The 19,476-nt window shown below is 55.5% G+C and carries 18 protein-coding genes; 14 read left to right on the top strand and 4 right to left on the bottom strand.

The window, feature by feature from the left end; genetic code table 11:
- Nucleotides 1–147: 147 nt before the first annotated feature.
- The 3 genes from ACT3R7_RS06120 to ribA all read right to left on the bottom strand — a co-directional run bounded on the left by ACT3R7_RS06120 (nucleotide 148) and on the right by ribA (nucleotide 2,672).
- Nucleotides 148–684: a hypothetical protein gene (locus tag ACT3R7_RS06120; RefSeq protein WP_192538819.1), complete on the bottom strand. Its 537-nt coding sequence runs from the start codon at nucleotides 682–684 to the stop codon at nucleotides 148–150.
- Between the two features lie 22 nt (nucleotides 685–706).
- Nucleotides 707–1,876 (bottom strand): zinc-dependent alcohol dehydrogenase, encoded by a 1,170-nt coding sequence (locus tag ACT3R7_RS06115; protein ID WP_192538818.1) that lies wholly within the window; start codon nucleotides 1,874–1,876, stop codon nucleotides 707–709.
- A 160-nt stretch (nucleotides 1,877–2,036) separates the two neighbouring features.
- Nucleotides 2,037–2,672, bottom strand: coding sequence for a GTP cyclohydrolase II (ribA, locus tag ACT3R7_RS06110; protein WP_192538817.1), 636 nt, complete (start codon nucleotides 2,670–2,672; stop codon nucleotides 2,037–2,039).
- 227 nt (nucleotides 2,673–2,899) lie between these two features.
- On the opposite strand from ribA, the gene hemE reads away from it, so the two are divergent.
- The 7 genes from hemE (at nucleotide 2,900) to ACT3R7_RS06075 (ending at nucleotide 10,492) form a co-directional block, all read left to right on the top strand.
- The gene (hemE, locus tag ACT3R7_RS06105) at nucleotides 2,900–4,012 is read left to right on the top strand and encodes a uroporphyrinogen decarboxylase (protein WP_192538816.1); all 1,113 of its coding nucleotides are present in this window, start codon (nucleotides 2,900–2,902) and stop codon (nucleotides 4,010–4,012) included.
- On the top strand, nucleotides 4,012–4,872 hold the full coding sequence (speE, locus tag ACT3R7_RS06100) for a polyamine aminopropyltransferase (RefSeq protein WP_192538815.1): 861 nt from the start codon (nucleotides 4,012–4,014) through the stop codon (nucleotides 4,870–4,872). The genes hemE and speE overlap by 1 nt, the downstream gene beginning before the upstream one ends.
- A 75-nt stretch (nucleotides 4,873–4,947) precedes the next feature.
- Nucleotides 4,948–5,964, top strand: a complete 1,017-nt coding sequence (locus ACT3R7_RS06095; RefSeq protein ID WP_192538814.1) for an amino acid ABC transporter substrate-binding protein — start codon at nucleotides 4,948–4,950, stop codon at nucleotides 5,962–5,964.
- A gap of 214 nt (nucleotides 5,965–6,178) precedes the next feature.
- A complete protein-coding gene (locus ACT3R7_RS06090; protein WP_192538832.1) occupies nucleotides 6,179–7,204 on the top strand; it encodes an amino acid ABC transporter substrate-binding protein in 1,026 nt (341 codons plus the stop codon).
- Nucleotides 7,205–7,326: 122 nt separating this feature from the next.
- Nucleotides 7,327–8,517, top strand: coding sequence for an amino acid ABC transporter permease (locus ACT3R7_RS06085; protein WP_192538813.1), 1,191 nt, complete (start codon nucleotides 7,327–7,329; stop codon nucleotides 8,515–8,517).
- Between the two features lie 20 nt (nucleotides 8,518–8,537).
- Nucleotides 8,538–9,638 carry an amino acid ABC transporter permease gene (locus tag ACT3R7_RS06080; protein WP_192538812.1) on the top strand — a complete coding sequence of 367 codons (1,101 nt, stop codon included), beginning with the start codon at nucleotides 8,538–8,540 and terminating at the stop codon, nucleotides 9,636–9,638.
- Between the two features lie 125 nt (nucleotides 9,639–9,763).
- Complete coding sequence (locus ACT3R7_RS06075) at nucleotides 9,764–10,492, top strand: amino acid ABC transporter ATP-binding protein (RefSeq protein WP_040460265.1); 729 nt, start codon at nucleotides 9,764–9,766, stop codon at nucleotides 10,490–10,492.
- Nucleotides 10,493–10,507: 15 nt separating this feature from the next.
- Here ACT3R7_RS06075 and ACT3R7_RS06070 read toward each other — a convergent pair whose 3' ends face one another.
- A complete protein-coding gene (locus tag ACT3R7_RS06070; RefSeq protein WP_192538811.1) occupies nucleotides 10,508–11,104 on the bottom strand; it encodes a histidine phosphatase family protein in 597 nt (198 codons plus the stop codon).
- Nucleotides 11,105–11,334: 230 nt separating this feature from the next.
- Here ACT3R7_RS06070 and phnD point away from each other — a divergent pair, with 230 nt between their 5' ends.
- The 7 genes from phnD to ACT3R7_RS06035 all read left to right on the top strand — a co-directional run bounded on the left by phnD (nucleotide 11,335) and on the right by ACT3R7_RS06035 (nucleotide 19,445).
- Nucleotides 11,335–12,327, top strand: a complete 993-nt coding sequence (gene phnD / locus ACT3R7_RS06065) for a phosphate/phosphite/phosphonate ABC transporter substrate-binding protein (protein ID WP_192538810.1) — start codon at nucleotides 11,335–11,337, stop codon at nucleotides 12,325–12,327.
- Nucleotides 12,328–12,384: 57 nt separating this feature from the next.
- On the top strand, nucleotides 12,385–13,182 hold the full coding sequence (phnC, locus tag ACT3R7_RS06060; protein WP_192538809.1) for a phosphonate ABC transporter ATP-binding protein: 798 nt from the start codon (nucleotides 12,385–12,387) through the stop codon (nucleotides 13,180–13,182).
- A complete protein-coding gene (gene phnE / locus ACT3R7_RS06055; protein ID WP_192538808.1) occupies nucleotides 13,169–13,981 on the top strand; it encodes a phosphonate ABC transporter, permease protein PhnE in 813 nt (270 codons plus the stop codon). The genes phnC and phnE (ACT3R7_RS06055) overlap by 14 nt, the downstream gene beginning before the upstream one ends.
- A complete protein-coding gene (phnE, locus tag ACT3R7_RS06050; protein ID WP_192538807.1) occupies nucleotides 13,975–14,784 on the top strand; it encodes a phosphonate ABC transporter, permease protein PhnE in 810 nt (269 codons plus the stop codon). The genes phnE (ACT3R7_RS06055) and phnE (ACT3R7_RS06050) overlap by 7 nt, the downstream gene beginning before the upstream one ends.
- A gap of 103 nt (nucleotides 14,785–14,887) precedes the next feature.
- Nucleotides 14,888–15,319 carry a host attachment protein gene (locus ACT3R7_RS06045; RefSeq protein ID WP_192538831.1) on the top strand — a complete coding sequence of 144 codons (432 nt, stop codon included), beginning with the start codon at nucleotides 14,888–14,890 and terminating at the stop codon, nucleotides 15,317–15,319.
- Nucleotides 15,320–15,438: 119 nt separating this feature from the next.
- Nucleotides 15,439–17,301: a methyl-accepting chemotaxis protein gene (locus ACT3R7_RS06040; protein ID WP_193092186.1), complete on the top strand. Its 1,863-nt coding sequence runs from the start codon at nucleotides 15,439–15,441 to the stop codon at nucleotides 17,299–17,301.
- A 32-nt stretch (nucleotides 17,302–17,333) separates the two neighbouring features.
- Nucleotides 17,334–19,445 carry a methyl-accepting chemotaxis protein gene (locus ACT3R7_RS06035; RefSeq protein ID WP_192538805.1) on the top strand — a complete coding sequence of 704 codons (2,112 nt, stop codon included), beginning with the start codon at nucleotides 17,334–17,336 and terminating at the stop codon, nucleotides 19,443–19,445.
- Nucleotides 19,446–19,476 lie beyond the last annotated feature (31 nt).

The raw sequence follows: 19,476 nt of genomic DNA, 5'->3' as shown, positions 1-19,476 counted from the left end.
AAATATGACAAAGCCCAGGCGCCGTTGGTTGAGCGCCTGGGCTTTGTAAGGTCATGAAACAGTGGCCGCTGTACTTAGAACGCTGTGTTTAATACATAACGCTTAAAACAGCGACATGTCTGCACTATTAAAGTAAATAAAATAAAGCTAAAGCGGCAAGCTGGGTAGCGCATCCTGCATATCATTGGGCACTTTAAAATCACGCGCCGCGCCGCGGGCGCTTTCCAGGCCTTGTGGGAAGCCGCTGCGGTGGCTGTAATCCGGCGTGACACCAGCTTGGTAAGCATGCCGTTTGCTTAACGCCTGGGCACAGTAGACATCGACTGCGGTAATAATCCCCACGGCGGTTAGCGCCAGATAAAGGTTCTTTCGCTTGGGGTTATGTCTATCCTGAAGCGCGTAGGTCAGTGCAGCCAGGTCAAGAGTATCGCCGCCTACCCGGCTCCAGATCGCAGGCGTTGGATTATCGGTCAGTGCGCCAATGCCGCTGATCATTTCACGCGCGCCGCAGGCACGCACCTTGTTCTCATGGCCGCGCAACCCAAGTTGTTCACCTAGCTTATGCGGCGCCAACAGCTGATAAAGCCCCAGGCCCAGACTTAGCCAGCCAAGCCCGCGGGCGACTCTATCGGCGGTGCTTAATGAACGGGTCATATGTTGTGATTGATGATATTGATGGTGCATAGCTACCTCCATGGCTTGTTGATCAAGGTTTGAGAATCACCTTGACGCAACCATCCTGCTTCTCGCGGAAGGTCTTATACATTTCAGGCCCCTGATCCAGGCCTACGGAGTGGGTAATGACAAAAGAGGGATCAATCTGCCCTTCATCGATACGCTTGAGCAGGTCATCGGTCCAGCGATTAACGTGGGTCTGGCCGGTGCGCACGGTAAGCCCCTTGTTCATTAGCGCGCCCATGGGGATTTTATCGACAAGCCCGCCGTAAACGCCGGGAATGGACAGCACGCCAGCTGGACGACATACGTAAATCATCTCGCGCAGAACATGGGCGCGGTCACTTTCCAGCATCATCGCCTGCTTGACCCGATCATAGGCAGAATCCAGTGAGCGCGTGGCATGCGCTTCAAGGCCTACCGCATCGATACATTTTTCCGGGCCTTTGCCGTTGGTCAGCTCCTGCAAGCGGCCAAGCACACTCTCATGCTCGAAATTAATCGTGATCGCCCCGCCCGCCTGGGCCATGGAAAGGCGTTCAGGCACGTTGTCGATCACCACTACCTGGCGGGCACCCAGCAAGACGGCGCTGCGAATACAGAACTGACCAACCGGCCCCGCCCCCCAGATAACGACCGTATCGGTGGGCTGAATATCGCACTGCACGGCGGCCTGCCAGCCGGTTGGGAAAATATCCCCGAGGAATAGCACCTGCTCGTCGGTAAGTGTGTCGGGAACTTTGATATGCGTTGTATCGGCAAACGGCACGCGGACAAATTCCGCTTGGCCGCCTGCATAGCCGCCGGTTAAATGTGAGTAACCAAACAGCCCGGCACCGCCGTGGCCAAAGGCCTTGTCGGCCAGGGATTTATTACGGTTGGAGCGTTCGCAAACCGAGTAATTGCCGCGTTGGCACTGCTCGCATTCACCGCAGAAAATAGTGAACGGCACCACCACCCGGTCGCCGACCTTTAACGTCTTGTTAGCGCTGCCCACCTCCATGACTTCGCCCATAAACTCATGGCCAAGCACGTCGCCGCATTGCATACCGGGTATAAAGTGATCGTAAAGATGCATGTCAGAGCCGCAGATAGCGCAGCTGCTTACATTGATAATCGCATCGCGAGGATGTTCTATTTCAGGATCGGGAACCGTGTCGTAACGAACGTCATTTTTGCCATGCCAGCAAAGTGCTTTCATCGTTGCTCCTCCTTACTCTTTTGCAGATAATTAGCGTCCTGCTATGTATCAGCATCGGTCTGTATCAAAACCGGTCTGTATCAACATAGCCCAGACGCCGGGCAAAAAAGTTTAAGAAAAAGCAATTTTTGGCAGTTTTAACCGCATTAAGGCGTTATTTTCAGCCTTTTCGCTCGATATCCACATCGCTTGCCTGGGTAAAATCACCCAGCGCCATCATATGGCCAAGCTTGCCTGCCTTGGTGGCTAGGTACTGCTCGTTATGCGGGTTGAGGCCGGTGGTGATGGGCAGCCGTTCGACCACATTGACGCCATCCCGAGTCAGCGCATCCACTTTACGCGGGTTATTGGTCATCAGCTTTAGCGCGGTAATACCCAAATGGTTGAGCATAGGCACGCACAAATCATAGCGGCGCATATCGGCACCAAAGCCTAGCTGCTCGTTGGCCTCTACCGTATCCGCGCCCTGGTCTTGCAGATGATAGGCGCGGATCTTATTGAGCAAGCCAATACCGCGCCCTTCCTGGCGCAGATAAAGCAGTACGCCCCGGCCCTCTTCGGCAATACGCTTAAGCGCTTCCTGTAGCTGGTAGCCACAGTCGCAGCGCATGGAAAAAAGCGCATCGCCGGTCAGGCACTCGGAATGTACGCGCCCCAATACAGGCTCACCGCCCTTAACATCGCCGAGCGTTAAAGCGATATGATCTTTGCCCGTCGCTTCGTCTTCGAAGCCATGCATAGTGAACGTGGCCCAAGGGGTGGGCAGTCGGGAAGCAGCAATAAAGCGAATGGTCACAGGTTACCTCGCTGATTAACCAAACCAGTTAACCACACCAATGTTGGTAAAATAGGCGGGTAGTTTATCAGGAAGTCGCCTTTAGCTCACGGGTCGCATAGGGTGTGAGCCACGAGAAAAATTGTCGGGTTGCGACGATTTTTGCCATGCACATCACTGCCTGGCACCTATCTTAAAGTACAATTGCTCGCCTACAATGCGGGCAAATTTCCTAAGGGCTAGTATTTATGACCCCCACACCTCTGCAAAACGACCGTTTCCTGCGCGCGCTGGCGCGTCAACCTGTCGACCGCACGCCGGTGTGGATGATGCGCCAAGCCGGCCGCTATCTACCGGAATACCGCGCCAGCCGTGCAGATGCGGGCAGCTTTATGGACCTGTGCCGCAACCATGACCTGGCCTGCGAAGTCACTCTGCAGCCGTTGGAGCGCTATCCGCTAGACGCTGCGATTCTGTTTTCAGATATCCTGACGATTCCTGACGCCATGGGCCTGGGACTCTATTTTGAAACCGGCGAAGGCCCCAAATTTCGCAAGACCGTGCGCACCCCGGAAGAAGTCGCCGCACTCAGCGTACCGGACGCCGAGCGCGACCTGGACTACGTCATGCGTGCGGTATCCACCATCCGCCGCGAGCTGAACGGGCGTATGCCGCTGATCGGCTTCTCGGGAAGCCCCTGGACCCTGGCGACTTATATGGTGGAAGGTGGCTCAAGCAAGGACTTCCGCCACCTGAAAACCATGCTCTACGACACGCCAGACACCATGCACCAGCTGCTGGATACCCTGGCCCAGTCGGTAACCGACTACCTGAATGCCCAGATTCGCGCAGGCGCCCAGGCGGTGCAGATTTTCGATACCTGGGGCGGCGCGCTGTCTACCCCGGCGTACTTGGAGTTCTCGCTGCGCTACATGGAGCAGATCGTTTCCGGGCTGATTCGCGAGCACGACGGACGCCGCGTGCCGGTGATCCTGTTCACCAAGAACGGCGGCCAGTGGCTTGAGCATATCGCTTGTGCCGGTGCTGACGCACTCGGTATCGACTGGTCAACCGAGCTTTCAAACGCCCGCGCCCGCGTTGGCCATAAGGTCGCGCTACAAGGCAATCTGGACCCTAACGTACTGTTTGCCCGCCCGTCGGCGATTCGTGCCGAAGTCGCCCGCGTGCTGGAAAGTTACGGCCATGGCCCGGGCCACGTGTTCAACCTGGGCCACGGCATCAGCCAGTTTACCAATCCGGATAATGTCACCGCCTTTATGGAGGCACTGCACGAGCTAAGCCCGCAGTATCACCAAGGCATTCCCACCCACTCCAACACCCCTTCCTCAGGAGCCAATTGATGAGCGAATTACGCGACGACCAGTGGTTTACCGAAGTGTTTGATAGCCACGGCAGCGCCTTCTCGCTGAAGATCTCTGAAAAGCTATTGGATGTGCAGAGTGAGTACCAGCACCTGGAAGTGTACGCCACCGAAACCTACGGCAACTTGATGGTGCTGGATGGCTGCGTGATGCTCACCGACCGCGACAACTTCCTGTATCACGAAATGATCGCCCACCCGGCACTGTTTACTCATCCAGCACCCAAGCGCGTGGTGATTATCGGCGGCGGTGACTGCGGCACACTGAAAGAAGTGCTGCGTCATCCAGACGTTGAGAAAGTCACCCAGATCGATATCGATGAGGAAGTCACCAAGGCCGCGGAGCGTTTCTTCCCCGCGCTGGTTGAAGCCAACGACGACCCGCGTGCCGAGCTGCTGTTCGCTGATGGCGTCAAATGGGTGGATGACGCTGCCGATGAAAGCATTGACGTGCTGATTATCGACTCCACCGACCCGGTTGGCCCCGCCGAAGGCTTGTTCAAGACCGACTTCCTGAAGCGCTGTCATCGCATCCTGAAAGCCGATGGCGTGATGGTTCAGCAGAGCGAATCGCCGCTTTATCACAGCGGCTCGATCATTCGCGAGCTGCGCCATGATATGCGCGAAGCGGGCTTTTCAAGCGTTGCCACGCTGCCCTTCCCTCAGCCGGTTTACCCGTCTGGCTGGTGGAGCGTGACGCTGGCCGGTAAAGGCACCAACGTGGAAACCTTCCGCGAAGAGGCTGCCGCTAGCCACGAAATGCCGCTACAGTACTACACAGTGGATGCCCACCGTGGCGCCCTGGCGCTGCCGCCGTTTATGCGCAAAGCATTCGCGTAACGCACGCGCCAGCAAGCGATAAAGGCCGGGCTGCTCTGCCCGGCTTTTTTGTGTCTCAACGTTAAGGAAACAACAATGAAAACCGTACGTTGGTTAAGTATTAGCGCCTGTGCTCTGGTTCCCGTATTCGCCCTGGCGAATACCCTTACGCTTGAAAAAGTGCAATCCCGCGACAGCGTGCGCTGTGGCGTTAATGCCGCGCAGCCCGGCTTCTCCTCTCTGGATGATGGCGATCAGTATCGCGGCCTGGACACTGACGTTTGCCGTGCGGTTGCCGCCGCTGCCCTGGGGGACGCCAGTAAGGTAGATTTTGTACCACTGGACTCGGTCGAGCGGTTTACCGCGCTACAGTCTGGCGAGGTGGATTTGCTGTCTCGCACCACCACCTGGTCGTCAAGCCGCGATACGACGCTGGGCCTGCAGTTTACTGGGGTAACCTACTACGATGGTCAGGCCTTTATGGTCGCAAGCGACCTAGGCGTGCAAAGTGCCGAGGATCTCGACGGGGCGGCGGTATGCACCCAGTCGGGCACGACCAGCGAGCTGAACCTTTCCGACTACTTCCGTATTAATGACATGAGTTACGACGCGGTGGTCTTTGACTCCCCTGAGCAATCCATTGCGGGTTTCGAAGCGGGCCGATGCGATGTTTTAAGCTCTGACGCTTCTCAGCTTTACGCCCAGCGTATGCAGCTGGCCGACCCGAATATGGCCGTCGTACTGCCCGAGATCATTTCCAAAGAGCCACTTGGCCCTGCCGTACGCCAAGGCGATGACCAGTGGTTCAATATTGTGAAGTGGTCGCTGTTTGCCATGCTCAATGCTGAAGAGTACGGCGTGACCAGCGAAAACGTCGATGAACAGCGCAGTACCAATAACCCGGATATCGCGCGCTTGCTTGGTCAAGACGGTAACTATGGCGAAGGCATGGGCTTGAATGAAGACTGGGCCTACCAAATCATCAAGCAAGTAGGCAACTATGCGGAAATTTATGAGCGTAACGTGGGGGCGGATTCCAACTTCAAGATCGCCCGCGGCTTGAACGCGCTGTGGAAAGATGGCGGTATCCAGTACGCGCCGCCCATTCGTTAATCACTTTTAGCAGTCAATCGGCGGTTACTGCACCAAGTCAGAGCGTGCAGTAACCGTTTCTAATTTTTTGCACCTAAACTTTCGTCGGAACCGGGATGTTTTGCGTTGAAAAGCGCTGAATTTGGCGATATCCCATGTTGGCATCTTCCTTGCTAGTTTTATATGTCATGCCTCTGCATGCATAACAAGACTAAACATAATGGGAAACTCTATGATGCTAACTAAAAAACACTTAGTACTGCTGGCCTCGGCAGGCGTGGTTACGCTAGCAGGCACCTCAACGGCGAATGCAGCCACTTTGGAAGATACCATCGAGCGTGGTGCGGTTCAGTGCGGCGTTAGTGACGGTTTGCCAGGCTTCTCCGCACCCGACGGCGATGGCAACTGGCAAGGGCTGGATGTCGATGTGTGCCGTGCCGTGGCTGCTGCTGTTCTGGGCGATGCCGACGCGGTGAATTACATTTCGCTTAATGCGGTAGAACGCTTTACGGCTCTTCAGTCAGGCGAAGTGGATCTGCTTTCGCGCAACACCACCTGGACCACTACCCGCGATACCACGCTGGGCCTGAACTTTGCTGGCGTCAACTTCTACGACGGTATCGGCTTTATGGTCAGCCGCGACTTAGAAATTAGCGGCGCTGATGAGCTGGACGGCGCGGCGATCTGTATCCAAACCGGCACTACGACCGAGCTAAACGTGGCCGATTATTTCCGCGCCAACGATATGCAGTTCGACCCCATTGTGTTTGATACCTCAGAACAGACCGTGGGCGGCTTCCAGGCCGGTCGCTGTGACGTATTGACCTCCGATACCTCTCAGCTGGCAGCCCTGCGCATTCAGCTAGACGATCCGGATGGTGCCGTCATTCTACCCGATATCATTTCCAAGGAGCCGCTGGGCCCGGTGGTTCGCCAGGGCGATGACACCTGGTTCAACATCGTGAAATGGTCGCTGTTTGCCATGCTGAACGCTGAAGAGTACGGCGTGACCAGCGAAAACGTTGACGATATGACCAGCTCCGAAAATCCCGATATCGCGCGCCTATTGGGCCAGGACGGCAACTACGGTGAAGGCATGGGCTTAGAAGCTGACTGGGCTTACAACATTATCAGCCAGGTGGGTAACTACGCCGAGAGTTTTGATCGCAATGTCGGCATGGACTCTCCGCTTGAAATCGAACGGGGTGCTAACGCCCTTTGGAACCAAGGTGGCTTCCAGTACGCACCGCCGATTCGCTAAGCGTCTCGCTTGACCCGGCCCGTCGCCCTTATCAGGTACGCATTCAGTACGTGCTTTAAGTTCCTGTTTTAAGGGGCAGGCGGGCCATTTGATTGACCTTCCGTATCGCGGAGACGCCACCCATGTCGGTAAGACCCAATACTCGCCCCGCTGGCCAAAAGCCGCCGTTCTGGCGAGACCGCGCTAAGCGTGCACTGATTTTCCAACTTCTTTTAACGGCGGCGGTCGCCGTCTTCCTGCTATATATCGTGGGTAATGTTCAGGACAACTTATCCTCCCGGGGGATCACCACCGGCTTTGGCTTTTTAAATAACACCGCAGGCTTTGGGATCGTCCAAAGTCTGATCGACTACTCCTCTCAGGACACCTATGGCCGAACCTTCTTGGTCGGGTTGCTCAATACATTATTGGTGGGCGGGTTCGGGGTATTAGCGGCCACCACGATTGGCTTTATCGTGGGGATTGCTCGCCTTTCACCTAACTGGCTACTGGCACGCCTTGCCACCGCCTATATCGAAACCTTTCGTAATATTCCGCTGCTGCTGCAAATTTTCTTTTGGTACTTTGCCGTACTGCGGGCTCTACCAAGCGCCCGGGAGAGTTTGTCTTTTGGCGAAGTTCTATTTCTTAACGTGCGGGGCCTTTATTTGCCCGAGCCGCTTTTTGAGTCGGGCTTCGGGTTAATTCCGGCAACGTTTTTGGTAGCGATTGTGGCCAGCGTTATTTTAGTGATCTGGAATAGGCGTCGTCACGAGGCCACGGGCAAGCGCCTGCCGGCTATCTGGATCTCACTGGCGCTCATTTTTGGTTTACCGCTGCTGGTCTTGCTCGGAACAGGTGTGCCGGTGACCTGGGATATACCTGAGCTGCGCGGGTTTAACTTCCGGGGCGGCTTTACGATCATCCCCGAGTTTTTAGCCTTGTGGCTGGCGCTGTCGATCTATACCGCCGCGTTTATTGCCGAAATTGTCCGCTCGGGTATCCAGGCGATTTCTCATGGGCAAACCGAAGCGGCGCAGGCGCTAAGCCTGCCGCGTAACCTTGTGCTGCGTCTGGTGGTCATTCCTCAAGCGCTGCGGGTCATTATCCCCCCGCTGACCAGCCAGTACTTGAACCTGATCAAGAACTCGTCACTGGCTACCGCGATCGGCTACCCCGACCTCGTTTCAGTGTTTGCGGGCACTACGCTCAACCAAACAGGCCAAGCCATTGAGGTCATTGCCATGACCATGGCGGTGTATCTGACCATCAGTCTGTTGGTTTCCATGTTTATGAACTGGTTCAACGCCCGCGTGGCGCTGGTCGAGCGCTAAGTGACGGTGAGGATTTCTGCATGATTCATAATCAAACCATGATCAATCAGCGGCCAGCGCCTACCAACACCATTGGTCCGCTTGCCTGGCTTCGCGCCAACTTATTCAGCGGCCCTATTAACACGCTGTTTACCCTGATTGGCCTTTACGTGCTGTATCTACTGCTGGTGCCGACCATTCAGTGGGCATTTATCAACGCTGACTGGACTGGCACCACACGGGAAGACTGCTCGCGCGAAGGTGCCTGCTGGGTATTTGTGAAGGCGCGCTTTAGCCAGTTCATGTATGGCCTCTACCCACGCGATGAGGTTTGGCGGGCCAATATCGTCTTTGCGGGCTTCTTTGCGCTTATTGCATGGCTTGCCATACCGCGCATGCCGTTTAAACGCTGGGTGGCGGTGCTTGCGTTAGTGGGCTTCCCGGTCGCAGCTTACGTGCTGCTGCACGGCGGTTATTTTGATTTGCCACGTGTACCGACCCACCGCTGGGGCGGCTTAATGCTAACGCTGCTGCTGGCTTCTGTGGGCATGATTGGGGCACTGCCCATCGGCATTGTGCTGGCCCTGGGGCGGCGTTCCAACATGCCGATCGTGAAAAGCTTTTGCGTCATTTTTATTGAGTTCTGGCGCGGCGTGCCACTGATTACCGTGTTGTTTATGGCCTCGGTCATGCTGCCGCTCTTTCTGCCTTCGGATATCACTGTCGACCGCCTGGTGCGCGCTCTGATCGGTCTGACGCTGTTTCAAAGTGCGTATATGGCCGAGGTGATCCGCGGCGGCCTGCAGGCGATTCCCAAAGGTCAGGAAGAGGCGGCTGCCGCGCTAGGGATGACGTACTGGAAACGCATGGGGCTTATCGTGATGCCGCAGGCGCTGAAGATGATGATTCCAGGCATCGTCAATACGTTTATCTCGCTATTTAAAGACACCACGCTGGTCATGATTATCGGGCTGTTTGATCTATTGGGGATCGTGCAGGCTGCGCTTTCCGACTCGAACTGGCTGGGCTTTTCCATTGAAGGCTATGTATTTGCAGCGTTCGTTTTCTGGATTTTCTGCTTCAGCATGTCGCGCTATAGCCAGTATCTGGAACGCAAGCTCAATACCGGCCATAAGCGCTAACGCCGCTTTCCTTAAAGATTTTGAGTAGGATTTCACACATGACACAAGCAGCCACTAATAGCTCTGATACAAGCACTCATGACACAAGTACGGATACAAGTACGGACACAAGTACTTCTGATCTGATGGTTGAAATGCGCGGCGTTAACAAGTGGTACGGCGACTTTCACGTACTCCGCGATATTGATTTCGAAGTAAAACGCGGTGAGCGTATCGTTATCTGCGGCCCGTCTGGTTCGGGTAAATCGACGCTGATTCGCTGCATCAATCACCTTGAAGAGCATCAGCAAGGCGAAATAGTGGTCGGCGGCGTGCCGCTTACCCAGGATGTAAAACGTATCGAGCAGATTCGCCGCAGCGTCGGCATGGTGTTTCAGCACTTCAATCTTTTCCCCCATTTAAGCGTGCTTGAGAACTGCTGTATCGCGCCGATGTGGGTACAGAAAAAGCCCCGCAAGGAAGCCGAGGCCCAGGCGATGCGCTATCTGGAACGGGTAAAGATTGCAGAACAGGCCAGGAAATACCCCGGCCAGCTTTCCGGCGGCCAGCAGCAGCGCGTAGCCATCGCCCGTTCGCTGTGCATGCACCCGGATATCATGCTGTTCGATGAGCCCACCTCCGCTCTTGACCCGGAAATGATCAAGGAAGTGCTGGACGTAATGGTGGAGCTTGCCAATGAAGGCATGACCATGCTCTGCGTCACCCATGAAATGGGCTTTGCCAAAACCGTCGCCGACCGGGTGATCTTTATGGACCAAGGGCAGATTATTGAAGAAAACGCACCGGAACCGTTCTTCAATAACCCACAGTCGGAGCGTACTCAGCTGTTCTTAAGCCAGATACTGGGTCACTAAAGCGTTGCCGTGCGCTTAACGTGCGCCTACCGCGGTAATACTGGCCGGTAATAAGGCAAGCTGCTCACGATGTTGGCTGAGCGGCTTGCCCGCCAATGCGGTAAGCAGGATTTGCAGCGGGTCACCGTGGCTTACCAGCAAAATTGTTTCATCATGGGTTTGCGCTTCCCAGTGCTCAATCACGGCCATCATTCGCGCCGCCACTGAGCTAACCGCTTCCACCTGGCGGTGGCAATGCTCAGCGTCATGGGCATCCAGCGCCCATACGTCCGGATAATGAATATCCCCCTCGCCTTCGAATTCACCAAAATAGCGTTCACGCAAACGCTCATCCCTGCTCATCTCAAGCTTAAAGGCACTCGCAACACGCGCAGCCGTTTGGGTGGTGCGCAGAAAATCGGAATGAATCACACGGTCAGGCGTTGGCCATGCCCACTTGGCCACCACCTGCGCGAGCTGCTGTTCGCCCATTTCTGAAAGCCCAAAGGCGTCAATACCGCGCTCCGGACTGCTAATAATCAACTTTTGCTGATTCGCCTGGCTATGACCATGGCGCATTAATAAGTAGCGGTTGCGCCAATGGTCGGAGGAGGCAAGAAAAGTGTTTGACATAACTTTGTCACAAACCCTAGATTGAAAGAGTTGATTTTCGAAAACCAATATTTAGGCGGCTAAATGTGCACTTTCGAAAAGCGAGTGTCTCCATGAAGGTGACATAGCGCAGAGAAAAGAACACTTAAGCGCTTATTAGCTACCTTTAATACAACCATTAATAATGCACCAACAAATAGCACGATCATAAACAGCAAGACCATAAAAATAACTTACTAATGAGGTTTTCCATGGCTACGTCGCTTTTTTGCAAGCGCCCGCTTGCGTTACTGACTGCTTCAGCGTTACTCCCCCTCGCACTGCTTTCCTCACACGCTTATGCCGAATGTGAGCGCGGTGATCTTGATGCCCTTTACTGTGATGAAAATGGCGATATGGTTGCTGATCGTCCAGCCGATGAGTCGGAATGGGTCAATCCAGATACACTAATTTTTGCTTACACCCCGGTTGAAGACCCGGCGATTTACTCGGATATCTGGCAACCCTTTATCGACCACCTTTCAGAAGTGACCGGTCGCGACGTACGCTTCTTCGCGGTCCAATCCAACGCGGCCCAGGTAGAGGCCATGCGCAGCGGACGCCTGCATATTGCTGGTTTCTCGACGGGCCCCACGCCGTTTGCGGTGAACCTGGCAGGCGCGGTTCCGTTTGCGCTGATGGGCTCTGATGATGGCCAGTTTGGCTACACGCTGCAGCTATTCACCCATGCCGATTCCGATATCCAGGAACTTTCAGACCTTAAAGGCAAGCGCGTTGCCCATACCTCACCCACTTCCAACTCGGGTAACCTGGCGCCTCGCGCGCTGCTGCCGGAGCTCGGCATAACGCCTGAGGAAGATTACGAGGTGGTCTACTCCGGTAGCCACGACCAATCCATGCTGGGCGTTGTGGCACGCGATTACGATGCCGCCCCGGTTGCCTCGGAAGTCGTGGACCGCATGGCCGCGCGAGGGCTTTACGATACCGACGACGTTCGCCTGATTTATGAATCAGACCGCTTCCCCACGACGTCCTACAACTATGCGTACAACCTGCATCCTGATCTGGTTGAAAAAATCGAAGAAGCGTTCTTCAGCTTTGATTTCGTAGGTACAGAGCTTGGCGAAGAGTTTGAAGGCGTTGAGAAGTTTATCCCCATTAACTACAAGGATAACTGGCAGGTTATTCGCACCATCCAGGCCGCCAATGGCGTGAGCTATACGCCTGAAAATCTGGAAGAGTAACACGCACCGCGCCACGGCTGCGTGGCGCGGTTATTCCTAGCAGATGGAAGCGAAAACATGCTGGAAATTAAAAATCTGGTCAAACGTTATGGCCGCGATAAGGCCGTGCTGGAAGGGCTGGATCTGAAGGTAGAGGGCAATAGCGTCGTGTCGATTGTGGGCGCCTCAGGTGCCGGCAAAAGCACCATGCTGCGGTGTATCAATCGCCTGGTAGAACCTACCTCCGGCTCAATCACCTTAAACGGCACCGAACTCGTTAACCTTAAAGGCGCCGACTTGCGCCGCGCCCGCCGCAAAATCGGCATGGTCTTTCAGGGCTTCAACCTGCTCGACCGCCTGACCGTTATGGAAAACGTGCTGGCCGGGCGGCTGGGCTACGTAAACCTCTATCAGGCGATTACCCGCCGCTATCCCCAGGCGGATATTGAGCGTGCGTTCATGTTGATGGAGCGCGTAGGCATTGCCCAGTACGCCAACAAGCGCGCGGATGAGCTATCCGGTGGCGAACGCCAGCGAGTGGGTGTGGTGCGTGCGTTAATGCAGGAACCTGAAGTGTTGTTGGCCGATGAGCCCACCGCGTCGCTCGACCCGCGCACCTCTGAACAGATCATGATGCTGCTGCAGAGCCTGGCAAGCGAGCTGTCGCTGCCGGTACTGATCAATATTCACAACGTCGCCCAGGCCAAAACCTACACCGAGCGTATCGTGGGCCTGCGTCACGGCAAGATGATCTTTGATGGTGTGCCAGCCGATTTCAATAAAGATGCCCTGGACGCCATTTATGGCGGCATCGAAGCACCTGACGAGGCCGTAAGCGACGCCCCTGCCGAGGAGCGCGCCCATGACCCGGCCTGACACTCATGCCACGGTGCCGCGTACTTGGAAAAAGCCGCCGTTTATTGCTAACCCGCTAATTCGTTATGGCATTCTCATTTTAGCGGTCATCTACCTGGTGTGGGCGTTTGGCTCACTGCCGTTTAACTGGGCGCGCATTTCAGAAGGCCTGCCCCGCGCGGCGCGTATTTTCAGCGGCGGGTTTCCGCCCAATCTTGAGCGCTACGAGCTGCTGCTAACGGGCTTTAAAGAAAGCTTTCAGATTGCCATTCTGGCCACCCTGCTGGGCGTTTTTCTGTCGATTCCGTTTGCCGTGATGGCTGCGCGCAATGTCGCCCCCATGCCCATTTATCTGGTGGGTCGCGCGGTGATCATTATCTCGCGCAGCTTTCACCCGGTCATTGTGGCTATCTTGTTTGTGGCAGCCGTCGGCTTTGGCCCGCTGGCAGGCATTTTAACGCTCACCCTCTACTCGATTGGCTTTGTAGGCAAACTGCTCGCCGAAGAGATTGAGGAGATTGACTGGGGGCAGGTAGAGGCGATGCGCGCCACGGGCGCCGGCTACTTGGCAACACTCTTTTATGCCGTATTCCCGCAGATTTTACCGCGCCAGGTAGGGCTTTCCATGTACCAGTTGGACAGTAACCTGCGCGCCTCTGCCGTGGTGGGTATTGTCGGGGCCGGCGGGATTGGCAGCACCTTGATGAACGCCTTTGGGCGCTACGATTACGATTTCGCCTTTGCGATCTTGCTGGTCATCATTGCGGTTATTTTGCTCAGTGAAGGCATCAGCGGCTGGGTAAGGAAAAAAATATGGTAGATCACGCACAAAAGCTCGCCGATCATGTCTGGCAACGTTTTGATCGCAAGGAGCGCCTCATTCGCTACGCCGTACTGCTCGTAACCCTGATGGTAGTGGTATGGGCGGTGCGCGATATCGATATTTTCTGGCCCTGGGTGTGGGATGCGCCCAACCAAATCTCAAACCTTGGCGGCCGGATGTGGCCACCCAGCGCGGCCGGGCTTGGCAATATATTGAACGCGCTGATTGAAACGGTTCACATTGCCACGTTAGCCACCTTTCTGACCATTTTCCTGGCGCTGCCTGTGGCCTATATCGCCGCGCAAAACACCACGCCCAACCGCGCCTGCCTGTGGCTTGGCCGGTTTATTCTGGTCTCTAGCCGCTCGGTGAATACGATTATCTGGGCGCTGCTGTTCGTGGCTATTTTCGGGCCCGGCGTACTGGCGGGCATACTCGCCATCGTGTTTCGCTCGATTGGGTTTATCGGCAAGCTAATGGGCGAAGCCATTGAGGAGATTGATAAGCGGCCAGTTGAGGCCATGGAAGCCACGGGCGCCTCCAAGGCCAAGGTCATCGTCTATGCGATCATGCCTCAGGTCATGCCCGCGTTTTTCGCCATTGTGATTTTACGTTGGGATATCAACATTCGTGAATCTACGGTGCTGGGCCTGGTGGGCGCGGGTGGTATCGGGGTGATTCTGCAAGGCGCGATTGATACCTTTGCCTGGCCGACCGTGGCGACCATCCTGATTGCGATCATTGTGCTGGTGCTGATCGGTGAAGCAATCACCAGCCTGCTGCGGCGTAAAGTGCTCTAGGTACAGTACTCTAGGAGCGTACTCTATATGCTCTACGGGTTGACCGAATGCCAAACGCTTGCCATGGTTAACAGACGCTTAACGACACGGAGGACGTTTAATGATGACAACCTATATCGTGGTAGCTGATGCTGCTCGGGCGCGTATTTTCACCCGTGATGCACTTAATCTGGAGGAAAAAGAGAGCCTGGTTCATGCCGAAGGACGCCTGCATGAAGGCGACCTGATCACTGACAGCGCAGGCGCCGACGTACATGAATCAAGATCGTCGTCATCACGCTCATCCTCTGAAGGGGGCACGGCGTTAAAGCATGAAAATGAACTGTTTGCCAAAGAAGTGACCCAGTGTCTATATAACGCACGCGTCAGTAACAGCATGGAAAAGCTGATTTTGGTCGCGCCGCCCAAGTTCTTAGGCCTGCTACGTGAAAAGCTCGACGCACCGACCCAAAAGCTGGTGACGCACACGTTGGCAAAAGATCTTAGCAAGGCGCCATTGAAAGATATTCAGGAAGCCGTCAGCGACTTGCGTTGAGCGCTTAACGACAATCACCCTATAGTTAACTAAAGTAGCAGTCGCTCTCGCCGATAAGCTTGATAACTTCACTCCGTAGCAGCAGTGCATACGGAAGCTTATCGACACAGAGAGCGACCATGTTTTCCTCCCTTCGAGTACGTATTTTATTAGCCGCACTGGCAGCGATTATTCTTGGCCTAGTGATTAACGGCATCGTCAGTTACATGACGGTAAAACATCACAACAATGTACAGATAGCCAGCAACTTAAAAGCGGTTGTGAGCGGCAATACCCAGGCCTTGAACGAGTGGTTCAATACTCGGCTAAATATGCTGGAAAGCATGGAGACAGCCGCTAACAGTAACGATCCCGGCCCGGCGCTTCGCCAGTTCCTTACCTCGGGTGGGTTTATTTCTACTTATATTGGCTATCCCGATGATGGTTCCATTACCTATGACAACGGAGCATCGCCGAGCAGCGGCTATGACGCGCGCGAACGCCCCTGGTACAAAGCAGCAGTAGCAGCACAGGATACGATTGTTACCGCCCCCTATATTGATGATCAGACAGGCGGGCTGGTCATTACATTTGCCCGTCCGTTCTATCGCAATGCTGAACTCATCAGCGTGGTAGGTGCGGATATTCCTATCGGCAATATTGTCGAAACGGTCACCGGCATTGCGCCGACTCCTGCAAGCTTTGGTTTTCTCACCACTTACGATGGCACATTGATCGCCCACCCCGATACTGGCTTGATCCTCAGCCCGGTCTCCGCCATTAACAGCCAGCTCACGACGGGCTTGATCAATCAATTGACGAGTGCCACCACCCCGCTCCCTCTAACTCTCCAGGGAAGTGACAAGCTATTGCTCGGCCGCGCGATTGGCGGTGAAAACGGCTGGCGTCTTATGGTCGCGTTGGATAAGCATGAGGCAACGGCTGGCCTACGCGCAATCGCCACCTCTTCCATCGTTATTTTAGTGGTTGTGGCGCTATTGACCGCCCTTGCCTTTGGCCTGCTGCTATCACTGCTGCTGCGCCGCCTGCTGATTGTGCGTAACGCCATGGATAATATCGCCTCTGGTGAAGGGGATCTGACCCAACGCCTGCCCGAAGAGGGCGGTGATGAGGTTACTCAAATTGCTCAGGCCTTTAACCGTTTCGTGAGCAAGATGGAAGCGGTATTGATCGATGTACGTAGCAGCAGCGTATCAGTGCACCATGCGGCGACTGAAATCGCCATGGGTGGACAGGATCTTTCCCGGCGTACCGATAACGCGGCTGCCAGCCTGCAGCAAACGTCGGCCTCAATTGAAGAGATTACGAGCACGGTCCAGCACACGGCGGCTTCAGCGCAGGAAGCCAACAAGCTATCGCAAACCGCCTCAGAAGTGGCTAATGAAGGCGGAAAGGTGGTGGCAAACGTGGTGACCACCATGGAAGACATCACTCACGCCTCGGATAAGATCGGCGAAATTGTCACTCTGATGAACAGCATTTCCTTCCAAACTAACCTGCTGGCGCTCAATGCCTCAGTGGAAGCCGCCCGCGCTGGCGAACACGGCCGTGGATTTGCGGTAGTCGCCGATGAGGTGCGCAAATTGGCAGGACGCAGCAGTGATGCCGCCCACGATATCCAAAAGCTGATTGAAGACTCGCAAAGCAGAGTGAATAACGGCACAACCCTGGTACGCGATGCTGGCACCACCATGCAGGATATCGTGGCGCACATTACTCGCGTAACCGATGTGCTTGAAGAAATCACGGCGGCTACCAGCGAGCAGAGTGACGGTATTCATCAAGTCAATATTGCGGTGGCCGAACTGGACCACATGACGCAAGAAAATGCAGCCATGGTAGAAGAATCTACAACCGCCGCAGAGCAGCTGAAAGAGCAGTCCTTGCGTCTTTCCGATGTCGTTGGCAGCTTTACCCTATCAACCCATTCATCGCCCCAAGTAGATGGGCGGCTCGTGCAGCCCCCTTCCCTGCCGCGTTAAGCGGTAACTGAGCATCGAGAGCAACTATAAAAATGAACTTCAAGTCCGTCCGCACGTTGATTACCATTTTAGTAGGTGGCTGTATTCTGCTGGTGGTGACCGCGTTGGTAATCTATTCACTGATTGCCAATGCGCGTTCTCAGGTACTGGTAGAAGACCAGACCCAAGAACTGCTTGAGCGCAATATCGAAGCACGCTTAACGGCCGTTGCCTCAGCGCAGGCAGAGCTTATCCAGGGCCAGTTTGAAAAAACCCTCAAGATTGCCGAAAGCCTGGCCGCCACCAATGCCATGTTGGGCCAGCTGGATGACAACGGCCGACCGGCACTGAACCTGAGCCGCCGCGAAATTTCGCTGCTGGTACGCCAAACGGTGGCTACCAACCCCGAAATACTCGATGCCTATATTGGCTGGGAGCCAAACGCCTTTGGTCTGGATGCACGGTTTGCCGGACGTGAGGGCCTTGGCTACGGTGCCGATGGGCGCTTTCGCCCTTGGTGGTACCGCACCGAGAACGGTGATTTAGCCGCGCTTCCGCTAAGCGACGCTATGGAGAGTGAGGCTATCCAGGCAAGCGGCGTGCGCAGCGGCGAGTACTATCTATGCCCGCGTGAAACGCTAGCCCCCTGTGTCGTTGACCCGTCGCAGTTTGATTACGACGGCGAACTCACGCTGGTCACCTCGTTCAATGCCCCTATTATCGTTGATGGCGAGTTTCGTGGCATTGCGGGCGTTGATTATACGGTCGACTTTATTCAATCGATACTTAACGAGGCCAACCAAACGCTATACAGCGGCGCGGGCGAAATAGCGCTTATCGCTTCGCAGGGAGGCGTTACGGCCTACACCAGCGATGCCTCCCTGGTGGGAAAATCCTCAAGCGAAGCATTTACCTCTTCCCTACAGGGGAATCTTCGCCGTGCCCAACAAGGTGAAGTGGTCCGCAACGTTGACCAGGCGCAGGGCATGATCGAACTCTATTGGCCCTTTACCATCGGCGGCACTGAGGCACCATGGGTGTTGATGCTTCGCTTGCCCGAGCAAGCCGTGTTTGCTGGCTTAAACAACATGCAAGAGCAGATGCAGGAGCAACGCACAGCCTCCACGTTGAGCATGCTTGGCATGGGTCTAGGCATCGCGTTTCTGGGCCTGTTGGCCAGTTGGCTATTGGGAACCAGCATCTCTCGCCCGCTGAAAAACCTGGCCGATCGTATGCGTGACATTGCCTCGGGCGACGGCGACTTGACGCAGCGCCTGCCTGTGCGCGGACGCAATGAAAGCGCCGAACTTGCCATCCAGTTCAACGCCTTTGCCGTTAAAATCCACGATGTGCTGGTCGATGTACGCGCCAGCAGTGAATCCGTTCATCATGCGGCCAACGAGATCACCCAGGGTGGTCAGGATCTTTCACGGCGCACCGACCAGGCCGCGGCCAGCCTGCAGCAAACCTCGACCGCCATGGAGGAGATCAGCAGCACAGTGGGCCATACCTCCAGCGCTTCCACGGAAGCCAGCGGACTTTCTCAAACGGCGTCGCAGCTGGCCTCGCGGACCAATTCGGCGTTTGAGCAGGTGGTGGTCACGATGGATGACATCCGCACGACGTCGGCTGAAATTCAGAAAATTGTAACCGTGATCGACGGCATTGCCTTCCAGACCAACCTGCTGGCCTTGAACGCGTCGGTAGAAGCGGCGCGTGCGGGTGAACATGGCCGTGGGTTTGCGGTGGTTGCCGATGAAGTGCGTAAACTGGCGTCTCGCAGTAGCGACGCTGCCGCGGATATCCGCCAGCGCATTGATGCCTCAACCGGCAAAGTGGAAAGTGGCACCCAGCTGGTCCAGGGCGCTGAAACAGCCATGCATGAGCTGACGGAAAGTGTCACACGCGTCACCCAGATGCTGGCCGAGATAAGCACCGCGGCAAGCGAGCAGAGCGACGGCATCAGCCAGGTCAGCATCGCGGTGAGCGACCTTGACCAGATGACCCAGCAAAACGCGGCGCTGGTAGAAGAGTCCACCACCGCTGCCGAGCAGCTCAAGGATCAGGCCGAGCGTCTCGCAGCACTGGTGGGCGGCTTTACCCTGGCAAGCAATTCAGCTTCTTCAAGCCAACGGCTTATGCCGCCTGCTTCCCTGCTGCGTTAAGCAGTAACTGAGCCCAGAGAGCAATAACAAA

The sequence above is a fragment of the Halomonas sp. AOP43-A1-21 genome (assembly GCF_052376775.1).
GTDB lineage: Bacteria > Pseudomonadota > Gammaproteobacteria > Pseudomonadales > Halomonadaceae > Vreelandella > Vreelandella colorata.
This window is presented reverse-complemented; position numbering and strand designations above follow the sequence as displayed.